Origin of the sequence: Streptomyces inusitatus, from assembly GCF_014651115.1 — a bacterium.
GTDB lineage: Bacteria > Actinomycetota > Actinomycetes > Streptomycetales > Streptomycetaceae > Streptomyces > Streptomyces amakusaensis.
The window spans coordinates 249,395-260,191 of sequence record NZ_BMWG01000008.1; the positions used below are offsets into that span (position 1 = coordinate 249,395).

Annotated in this window: 6 protein-coding genes; 2 read left to right on the plus strand and 4 right to left on the minus strand. The window is 72.6% G+C overall.

Features of this window, described 5'->3' with window-relative positions; translation table 11 throughout:
- Nucleotides 1-97: 97 nt before the first annotated feature.
- The 4 genes from IE247_RS16175 to IE247_RS16190 form a co-directional block, all read right to left on the minus strand.
- Entirely contained in the window at nt 98-457 is a 360-nt protein-coding gene (locus IE247_RS16175; RefSeq protein ID WP_190123815.1) for a nuclear transport factor 2 family protein, read from the minus strand.
- Entirely contained in the window at nt 454-1,839 is a 1,386-nt protein-coding gene (locus IE247_RS16180; protein WP_190123816.1) for an FAD-dependent oxidoreductase, read from the minus strand. Before IE247_RS16180 ends, IE247_RS16175 begins: the two co-directional genes overlap by 4 nt.
- A gap of 8 nt (nt 1,840-1,847) precedes the next feature.
- Nucleotides 1,848-2,240 carry a YybH family protein gene (locus IE247_RS16185; RefSeq protein ID WP_229869145.1) on the minus strand — a complete coding sequence of 131 codons (393 nt, stop codon included), beginning with the start codon at nt 2,238-2,240 and terminating at the stop codon, nt 1,848-1,850.
- Between the two features lie 255 nt (nt 2,241-2,495).
- Entirely contained in the window at nt 2,496-3,407 is a 912-nt protein-coding gene (locus tag IE247_RS16190; RefSeq protein ID WP_190123817.1) for an NAD(P)-dependent oxidoreductase, read from the minus strand.
- A 64-nt stretch (nt 3,408-3,471) separates the two neighbouring features.
- Here IE247_RS16190 and IE247_RS16195 point away from each other — a divergent pair, with 64 nt between their 5' ends.
- Both IE247_RS16195 and IE247_RS16200 read left to right on the plus strand, forming a co-directional pair.
- Entirely contained in the window at nt 3,472-3,903 is a 432-nt protein-coding gene (locus IE247_RS16195; RefSeq protein WP_190123818.1) for a MerR family transcriptional regulator, read from the plus strand.
- 390 nt (nt 3,904-4,293) lie between these two features.
- Nucleotides 4,294-10,797, plus strand: a 6,504-nt coding sequence (locus IE247_RS16200) for a type I polyketide synthase (RefSeq protein ID WP_190123819.1), incomplete at its 3' end; no start/stop codon positions are given.

Consider the following 10,797-nt stretch of genomic DNA (forward strand, 5'->3'; position numbering starts at 1 on the left):
TCCCTGCTGGTGGGGCCGGTGGTGCCGGGCCCGTTCGGAAACGCCCCGGGGCGGGTTCTCGCGGCGGGGCGTGGAGGGGTGCCGTCGGGCGGACGGGTCAGTTGATGAAGCCGAAGATCCGGTGGATGCGGCCGTCCTTGAACAGCACGGTGTCGGTGCCCGTGGCACGGGACATCGCGCCGCCCGGGGTGCCCCAGCGCCAGGTGAACAGCGCCATGTCGTTGTGCGCGCCGAGCACCGAGACGACCGTGAACCAGTCGTCGGGAGCGTGTTCCTGCATGTCGACCATGGACTGGTCGATCGCGTCGCGGCCGGTGTACGGCTCGGTGAGGTTCTGGTCAATGTAGGACCCGTCCTCGGTGAACAGCTCTTCGAGCCGGGCGCGCCGCTTCGCGCCGTCGCGCTCGTTGATCGCGTCGATGTAGCCGTGGATGAGCTTGACGGACGTCTCGTTCATGGCGTGGGTGCACCTTTCTTGACCGTGCCGGGCCGGCCGGCGGGGCGGGCGGACGATCCGCCCAGGACATGGCGGAGCACGCGCAGCATCAGCGCGGGGCGCATCAGCGACTCGGACGGCTCCACGAGGGCGATGACCCGGAGGAACGCGTCGGCCACGACGGGGTCCCGGGTTCCGGCGCGCTGCACCAGGCCGACATAGGTGTGCCCGAAGCGGATCGCCGGTGTGCGCTCGCCCTCGACGCCGGGGTAGGCGAGGTCGCTGCCGATCATCAGCTCCCAGACCCGGTCGATGGCGTCGGCGGCCAGATCGCGCAGATACGGCAGCGGCTCGGGCTCCCGGCCCCGGGCGAGGTGCCGGCGGAGGGTGACCGCTTCGAGGGCGGAGACCGTCATCCCCTGCGCGTAGGAGGGGTTGAGGCTGGACACGGCGTCGCCCATCAGCAGCAGTCCCCGGGGGAATCGCGTCATCCGCTCGTAGCGCCGTCGCAGGCTGACCGGGAAGCGGTAGGCCACGGGGTCGTCGAGGGGTTCGGCGTCCTGGAGCGCGTCATGGATGTCGGGCGCGGCCACGGACGCGATGAAGTCGTGGAAGCCCTCCGGGTCCGCCGGCGGATGGTCGCCGAGGATCCCGTAGGCGGTCACGACGGTCCGGTCGCCGTCCACCTTGGCCGCGATCGCGCCTCTCGGGAGGGCGGCCGAGGCCATGATGTTGATCGCGATGTCGCCCCGGTAGGGGTCGGTCCGCATCCGGTAGTGGCGGGTGGTGTAGCCGAGGCCGATCTTCCGGCGCTCCTCCTCGACCTGCGGATACCCCAGCTCGACGAGGCGGGCGGAGGTCCGCGAGCCGCGGCCGGAGGCGTCGAGGACCAGATCGGCTTCGATGAGCTCCTCGGTTCCGTCCCGGTCCGCCACCACGACTCCGTCGATCCGGCCGCGGTCCTCGGTGGCGTTGAGCCGGATGATGTCCCGGCGCTCCAGGAACTCCACATTCGGCAGGGCCTGTACCCGGGCCCGGACATGGCTCTCCAGGAAGGGGCGGCTGGAGGTGAGCGTGTTCAGTCCGGAGCGGCTCCGCCGCAGCCGCACGCCGTTGATGTACCAGCGCAGATCGCCCGCCACATCGCCGAGGTTCGCGCCGTCCGACACCATCTCCTCGGTGAGGCCGGGGAAGAGCTCCTCGATGATCTGCTGGCCGCGGGCGAGGAGTCCGTGGACCTGGCGGCCCTGGGGGACGCCCCGGCGCGGGTCGGTCACATCGGTCAGGGTGTCGCGGTCCACCACGGTCACGGCGGTGTACGCGTCGGAGAGCACCCGTGCCGCCAGGAGGCCGGCCATCCCCGCGCCGAGGACGACGGCGTGCCGGCCGCATCGCCGGGTCATGGAGCCGCTCACTCGGTCTTGTTGCGGGGGTCGCCGTAGGGGGCGTCGACGGCATAGCGCCATCCGCCCTCCGCGTCCGCGCTCAGCACATCGGTGGCGATGCCCGCCAGCCGTTCCCTGGTGCCGTCCGAGTCGATGTCGATGCTCCACTCGACGGTCAGCAGAGCGGTGTCACGGGTGACGTGCGACTCGCGGATCCGCGCGGTCATCCGCGGGCCGAGCGCGAGGAAGCCGGCGAGGCTCTCCTCGCGCTCCGCTCCGGTCAGCGGTTTCTCCGGGTCCCAGGCGGATACCGCCTCCTCGGTGTAGAACCGGCGGACCACGTCGAACTCACCGGAGTTGAAGGCGTGGACATACTGCTCAAGATGTTCTTCTACGCCGCCCGTATGAGTACTGGTCACAGTGAAATCGCCCCAAACGATTCTCGTGATGTCACAGTCCTGGAATCGGGCACGGGAATTTTCCCGGACCCGATATTCAAGATAGAGAGGGGCACTCCACCGCAAGTACATCAACGAGTAATGCACGGCTCATCGGCAAGATATTTCAAGCCGCGGGCGGGAAACGTGAGGGGTATTACGGGATAATTGACAGCGCGGCGGTTCCCAGTCCGGCGGGACTGGGAACGCCGCGGTTGCCGCAGGTTCGGACGAGGGTCAGGAGGCTGCCTGGACGGCCTTCTTGAAGACCTCGAAAACGGCGAAGTAGTTCTTGTCGCCGTAGCCCCGGGCGATCGCCTCCTTGGCGATGTTCAGCATCAGCTCCGGCTGCTGGGCGTGGACGCCCTGCTCCTGGCAGGTCCTGGTGATGTGCTCCAGGGCGTTGAGGTTCATCTCCATCGTCCCGTACTCACCGGGGTAGTCGGCCTTGTCCATGGCGGGGGCCTGCGCGACGAGGGTGGAGGTCACCACCGTGGGCAGGAACCAGTTGACGGACAGGTCGGCGAAGGTCTCGGCGGGCACACCGGCCGAGGCGACGAGCGCGGTGGCGTGCAGGAAGCCGTTCATCGTCGCGTACATCTGGCCGAGCAGGGCGGTGTTGTAGAGCACCGCGAGACTGGCGTCGGCGCCGAGGAAACGCGGGTCGCCCATGGCGGACAGCGTCGCCCTGTGCTCGTTGAAGATCTCCTCCGAACCGCTGAAGAGGAAGACCGACTCGGGGTTTCCGATGAGGTAGGGCGGCACCATGATCGCGCCGTCGAGGTAGCCGACGCCGTGCTCGCCGGCCCAGGCGACCGCCGCGTGAGCCTCCTTCGGCGTACCGGAGTTGAGGTTCACCAGGGCGCGGCCGCGCAGCTCCTCGGTGGCCGGGCCGAAAACGTCGTACATCGTTTCATAGTCTTTGAGACACATAATCGTGACCGGGCTGGCCGAAACGGCCTCGGCCACCGTCTCCGCGCGCGTGGCGCCCTTGGCGACGAGTTCGTCGGCCCTCGACGCGGTGCGGTTCCAGACCGTGATCGGGTGCCCCTTCTTCTGGAGCGCTTCGGCGAGGGCGATGCCCATCGGGCCGAGGCCGACGACGGTAACGGGGCTTTCCTGGGGGCTTGTTGCCTGCTGTGTTGTCATGCGGAACACGTTAGAGTCTCACATCGATGTGAGAGTCAAATCGAATGGGTGTGGTGGTGATCACGTGCGCATCGGAGCGATGTCCCAGCGGACCGGCGTCAGTGAACGGCTGTTGCGGTACTACGAGGAGCAGGGCCTGCTGAGCCCCTTACGGCGGGCCAGCGGGTACCGCGAGTACGACGAGGAGGATGTGAACAGGGTGCGCGGCATCCGCACTCTGCTCGGCGCGGGCCTCAGCACCCAGACGATCTCCGTGCTGATGCCGTGCATGGTCGAGGACGACGGCAGTCTGATGCCCGGGTGCGCGGACATGCTTCCCGATCTGTACCGGGAGCGGGAGCGGATCGACGCCGCCGTCGAGCAACTCCTCGGCGCGCGCACGGTGCTCGACACCCTCATCGCCGCCACGCCGTCCACCGTCGTCGAGGAGCCGGAGACCTGCCTCGTCGGGGAGTACGACCGCGCCCCGCTGCACGCGCCGGGCGCGCGTCTCTGACCCCCTCCCCCCTTCGTTCCGGACAGCCGGACCGACCCGGGCCGACCGGGACCGCCCCGGACCGACCGGACCCGCCATGACGGCGGGTCCGGCTTTTTCATGCGCTCCCCGGTCCGCCCCCGTGTGCCCGTGTGCCCGTGTGCCCCCGATTGCCAGGTCATTACTGGGCATTGAACGCCCTTCGGCAGGCCCTGCTAGCGTCGTTGAACAGACCGCGATCAAAGAATTCTGGGCAGGCGCACCGCGCGACGTCACATGGCATGGCTTCCGCTATGTATGGCGTATGAAACCAACACTCATTCGATATCTGGCCGAACTGACCGGTCGGCCATGAGGCATGACATGACGTCGCGCGCGCACGGGCACATCACCTTGGGGAGCTGACAGCACGTGGCGGACGAAAAGGAACTCCGCGAATACCTGAAGCGGGCGATCGCCGACGCGCGGGATGCGCGCAAGCGGCTCCGCGAGGTCGAGGAGAGGCTTGAGGAGCCCGTCGCCATCGTGGGAATGGCCTGTCGCTACCCCGGCGGGGTCGCCTCGCCCGAGGATCTCTGGCGGCTCGTCGACGACGGGGTGGACGCGGTCTCCGCGTTCCCGGACAACCGGGGCTGGGACCTGGAGGCGCTCTACGACCCGGATCCCGAGCGGGTGGGCACCTCCTACACCCGTGAGGGCGGCTTCCTGCACGACGCCGACCTGTTCGACCCGGAGTTCTTCGGTCTCTCGCCGCGCGAGGCGCTCGCCGCCGACCCCCAGCAGCGGCTGCTGCTCCAGACCACCTGGGAGGTGCTGGAGCGGGCGGGCATCGACCCGGCGACCCTGCGGGGCTCGCGCACCGGTGTCTTCACCGGGCTGATGTACTCGGACTACGGCTCGCGCCCCCAGCTCCCGGCGGAGGGGTTCGAGGGCTATCTCTACAGCGGCAGCGCGGGCAGCATCGCCGCCGGGCGGCTCGCGTACACCTTCGGTCTGGAGGGTCCCGCGGTCTCGCTGGACACCGCCTGCTCCTCCTCTCTCGTGGCGCTGCATCTGGCGGTGCAGTCGGTGCGCTCGGGCGAGTCCGAGCTGGCGGTGGCGGGCGGCGCGGCGGTGATGGCCACGCCCACCGGGTTCATCGAGTTCTCCCGGCTGCGCGGGCTCGCGCCCGACGGCCGGTGCAAGCCGTTCTCGGCGGCGGCGGACGGCACGGCGTGGGCCGAGGGCGTCGGGCTGCTGCTGGTGGAGCGGCTCTCCGACGCGCGCAGAAACGGTCATCCCGTGCTCGCCGTCATCCGGGGCACCGCCGTCAACCAGGACGGCGCGTCCAACGGACTGACCGCCCCCAACGGCCCCTCGCAGGACCGGGTGATCCGCCAGGCGCTGGCCAACGCCGGGCTGCACACCTCCGACGTCGACGCGGTCGAGGCGCACGGCACCGGCACCCCGCTCGGCGACCCCATCGAGGCCCAGGCCCTGATCGCCACGTACGGCCAGAACCGCCCCGCCGACCGGCCGCTCTACCTCGGCTCGCTGAAGTCCAACATCGGCCACGCCCAGGCGGCGGCCGGAGTCGGCGGCGTCATCAAAATGGTGCAGGCCATGCGGTACGAGACGCTGCCCAGGACGCTGCACGCCGAAGAGCCCACCTCCCATGTGGACTGGAGCGCGGGCGCGGTCGAACTCCTCACCGAGGCCGTCGAGTGGCCCGCCGGGGACCGGACGCGCCGCGCCGCGGTCTCCTCCTTCGGCATGGGCGGCACCAACGCGCATGTGGTGCTGGAGGAGGCCCCCGCCCCCGAGCCCGTACCCGTGCCCGCCTCCGGAGGGCCCGGCTCCGGAGAGCCCGCCGACACCACGGCACCGGCCCCGGCACCGGCGCTGACGCCGGGTCTGGTGCCCTGGGTGCTCTCGGCCAAGTCCCCCGAGGCGCTCGCCGCGCAGGCACAGCGGCTGCTGGAGCACCTCGCGGAGCACCCCGGCCTCTCCCCCGCCGACATCGGGTTCTCCCTCGCCACCGGCCGCGCCGCGCTGCCCCAGCGGGCCGTGGCCGTCGCCGGGAGCGCCGAGGAGGCCGCGGAGCAGCTCCGGGCGCTGGCCGCCGGGGAGTCCGCGCCCGGCCTGGTGACCGGAGTCGCGGCCGACCCCTCCCGTACCGCCTTCCTCTTCCCCGGCCAGGGCTCCCAGTGGGCCGGCATGGCCGTGGAACTCCTGGACGGCTCACCGGTGTTCGCCGCCCGGATCGCCGAGTGCGAGAGGGCTTTCGCGCCCTTCGTGGACTGGTCCCTCACCGACGTCCTGCGCGGAGTGGAGGGCTCCGCCCCGCTGGAGCGGGTCGATGTCATCCAGCCGGTGCTGTTCGCGGTCATGGTGTCGCTCGCGGAGCTGTGGCGCTCCCAGGGCATCACTCCGTCGGCCGTGGTGGGCCACTCCCAGGGCGAGATCGCGGCGGCCTGCGTGGCCGGAATCCTCAGCCTGGAGGACGCGGCCCTCGTCGTGACGCTGCGCAGCCAGGCCATCGGCAGGAAGCTGGCCGGACTGGGCGGCATGATCTCCGTGCCGCTCTCCGCCGACCAGGTACGGGACCGGATCGCGCCGTGGGGCGACCGCATCCAGATCGCCGCCGTCAACGGCCCCTCGTCCGTGGTCGTCTCCGGCGAGTCCGAGGCCCTGGCCGAGCTGCTCGCCGGGTGTGTGGCGGACGAGGTGCGGGCCCGCAGCATCCCCGTGGACTACGCGTCCCACTCGGCGTACGTGGAACTCCTGCGGGACGAACTCGCCGGGCTGCTGGCCCCGATCGCCCCCCGCAAGGGCGAGATCCCGTTCTTCTCGACGGTGACCGGCGAGTGGGTCGAGGGCCCGGAGCTGGACGCCGGTTACTGGTACCGCAATCTGCGGCAGACCGTCCAGCTGGAGGGCGCCGTGCGCGCCCTGGTCGGCCAGGGCTTCGGGAACTTCGTGGAGATCAGCTCCCACCCGGTGCTGGCGGTCGGCGTCCGGGAGACCCTGGAGGGCACCGAGGCCGCCGTCCTCGGCACGCTCCGCCGCGACCAGGGGGGACCGCGCCGGTTCTGGCGCGCGCTCGCCGAGGCGCACTGCCGGGGCGTCGCCCTGGACTGGGACGCCGTCTTCGCGGGCACGGACCCGCGCCCGGTCGCCCTGCCGACGTACGCCTTCCAGGGCCGCAGGCACTGGCTGGAGGCCACGGCCGCGCCCGGTGACGCCTCCGGCCTCGGGCTGATCACCGCGCACCACCCGGTGATCGGCGCGGCGGTCGGGATGGCCGACCGCGACGCGTTCCTCTTCGTGGGACGGCTCTCCGCCCAGACCCACCCCTGGCTCGCCGACCACGCGGTGGACGGGACCGTACTGCTGCCGAGCACCGGCTTCGTGGAACTCGCGCTGCGCGCCGGGGAGCACGTCGGCTGCGAACTCGTCGAGGAGATCACCCTCTCCGCCCCGCTGCTGCTCCCCGGCGGCGGCGCGGTGCGGGTACAGGTCGTCGTCGGCGAGTCGGACGAGTCCGGCCGCCGGAAGCTGGAGATCTTCTCCCAGCCCGACGACGGCGACGAGCACACCGCCCGGCCCTGGACCCCGCACGCGACCGGTCTGCTGGCCCCGGCCCGCCGGGAGAGCCCCGCCGATCTGGCCCTCTGGCCCCCGGCCGGCGCGACCGAGGTCGCTCTCGAATCCTTCTACGAGCGGGCCGGGCGGAGCGGGTACGAGTACGGCCCGGCCTTCCGGGGACTGCGCCGGGTGTGGCGGAGCGAGGGCGAGACCTTCGCCGAGGTCGCGCTCGCGGAGGAACAGCGCCCCGAGGCCGAGCTGTTCGGCCTGCACCCGGCCCTGCTGGACGCCGCGCTCCACCCGCTGCTGCTGCCCGTGCTCGACGAGGACCGGCCCGCCGTGCTGCCCTTCTCCTGGTCGGGGGTGACCCTGCACGCCACGGGCGCCTCCGTGCTGCGGGTCAGGCTGACGCCGACCGGGGACTCCTCGGCCGCGCTGGTCATCGCGGACGGCACCGGCGCGCCCGTGGCCACCGCGGACTCGCTGACCCTGCGGCCGCTGCCGGCCGGGGCGCTGAGCGCCGCCGCGCCGGAAGGCGCCCGGGACGGACTGCTGAGGGTCGGCTGGACGGCGCTGTCCGTCCCGGCGTCGGACACTGGCACTGGCACTGGCACGGACACTGGTACGGACGGCTGGGCGCTGCTCGCGGAGGGAGAGGCGGACGATGCGCTCGCCACCGCCCTCGGGGTGCCCGCCGACCGCCGCCACCGGGACCTGGGCGCGCTGCTGACCGCGCTCGACGGCTCGGCCCCCGTACCCGATGTGGTGGTACTGGCCCCGCCCCGGTCCGCCGGACCGGACGCGGAACTGCCCGAGCGGGCCCGTGCGTCGGCGGAGACCCTGCTGACGACGGTCCGGGAGTGGCTCGCGGACGACCGGCTCGCCGCCGCCAGGCTCGTCGTGCTCACCCGGGGCGCGGTGGTCGCCGGGGACGAGGACGTCACCGATCCGGCCCGGTCCCCGCTCTGGGGTCTGCTGCGCTCCGCGCAGACGGAGAACCCCGGCCGCTTCCTCCTCGTGGACCTCGACGAGACCTCCGTCCGGGACTCCGGCCGGGCGCTGCCCGCGCTCGTGGCCCTCGCCGCGGCCTCGGACGAGCCCCAGTTCGCGCTGCGCGACGGCGCGGCCCTCGTGCCCCGGCTGAGCCGGGCGGCGGCGCCGCGGCCGGAGGCCGCCCCGCGCTGGGACGAGGGAACCGTACTGATCACCGGCGCCACCGGCACCCTCGGCGGGCTGCTGGCCCGGCATCTGGTGACCGCGCACGGGGCCCGCAGCCTGCTGCTGCTGAGCCGCCGGGGCGAGCGCGCCGAGGGCGCGGCGGCCCTGGGCGAGGAGCTGCGCGCGCTGGGCGCGGAGGTCGTCTTCGCCGCCTGCGACGCGGCCGACCGCGAAGCGCTGGCCGGAGTGCTGGCCGAGGTGCCCGCCGACCGGCCGCTGAAGGCCGTGGTGCACACGGCCGGTGTGGTGGACGACGGGCTGCTCACCGGCCTCACCCCCGAGCGGCTGGCCGGGGTGCTGCGGCCCAAGGTGGACGCCGCGTGGAATCTGCACGAACTGACCCGGGACCTGGAGCTGAACGCCTTCGTCCTCTACTCCTCGCTCGCGGGTCTGCTCGGCACCGCCGGCCAGGCCAACTACGCGGCGGGCAACACCTTCCTGGACGCGCTGGCCCAGCACCGCCGGGCGCACGGTCTGGCCGCGACCTCGCTGGCCTGGGGCCTGTGGTCCGACACCAGCGAGAGCACCAGCCATGTGACCGAGGTCGACGTCCGGCGGATGGCCCAGTCCGGGCTGCTGCCGCTCTCCTCGGACGAGGGGGCCGCCCTCTTCGACGCCTCCTTCGCCCAGGACTGGGCCGTTCTCGCCGCCACCGGGCTCGATCTGCCCCGGCTGCGCCGCTCGGCCCAGGGCGCCCCGCCGCTGCTGCGCGGGCTGGTCCCGGCCGCCCGCCGCCGGGCGAGCGACGGCGTCCCCGGCGGTTCCTCGCTGGCGGACCGGCTGTCGGCGCTCCCCGCCGAGGAGCGGGAGCAGACTCTCGTCTCCCTGGTGCGCGGTCATGTCGCCGATGTGCTGGGCCATCCCGACCCGGCGACGCTGGACGCCGGGCGGGCCTTCAAGCAGCTCGGCTTCGACTCGCTGACGGCGGTCGAGCTGCGCAACCGGCTCAACACCGCCACCGGGCTGCGGCTCCCCACCACCCTGGTCTTCGACCATCCGACGACCACCGCGCTCGCCGCGCATCTGTCGGGGCTGCTGCGCACCGGCGGGGCGGCGGTGAGCGCCCCCGTGGCCGCCGCCCGGGCCGGGGCCGCGGACGACGACCCGATCGTGATCGTGGGCATGGGCTGCCGCTTCCCCGGCGGGGTGGACTCGCCCGACGGCCTGTGGCGGCTGCTCGCCGAGGGCGGCGACGCCATCTCGACCTGGCCCGAGGACCGGGGCTGGGACCTGGAGGCGCTGTACGACCCGGACCCGGAGCGCTCCGGCACCTCCTACACCCGCAACGGCGGATTCCTGACGGAGGCCGACCACTTCGACGCCGACTTCTTCGGGATGTCCCCCCGGGAGGCCCTGGCCACCGACCCGCAGCAGCGGCTGCTGCTGGAGACGGCGTGGGAGACCTTCGAGAACGCGGGGCTCGACGCGGCGGAGCTGCGCGGCTCGCGCACCGGTGTCTTCACCGGGGTGATGTACCACGACTACGGCTCGCGGGTGCACCAGGTGCCCGAGGATCTGGAGGGCTTCCTCCTCAGCGGCAACGCGGGAAGCGTGGCGTCGGGGCGGATCGCCTACACCTTCGGTCTGGAGGGTCCCGCGATCAGCGTGGACACGGCCTGCTCGTCCTCGCTGGTCGCCGTCCATCAGGCGGCGAACGCCCTGCGCGGCGGTGAGTGCGATCTCGCGCTCGCGGGCGGTGTCACGGTGATGTCGACACCGGACGGTTTCGTGGAGTTCTCCCGTCAGCGCGGGCTGGCCCGTGACGGCCGCTGCCGCTCCTTCTCGGCCGACGCGGGCGGCACCGGCTGGTCGGAGGGGGTCGGGCTGGTCCTGGTGGAGCGTCTCTCGGACGCACGGCGCAACGGTCACCACGTCCTCGCGGTGGTACGGGGTTCAGCGGTCAACCAGGACGGCGCGTCCAACGGGCTGACCGCGCCCAACGGGCCCGCCCAGGAGCGCGTCATCCGGCAGGCGCTCGCCAACGCCGGGCTGGAGAGCGCCGACATCGACGCGGTCGAGGCGCACGGCACCGGCACCACCCTCGGCGACCCGATCGAGGCGCAGGCGCTGATCGCCACGTACGGCCAGAACCGCCCCGCCGACCGGCCGCTCTACCTCGGCTCGCTGAAG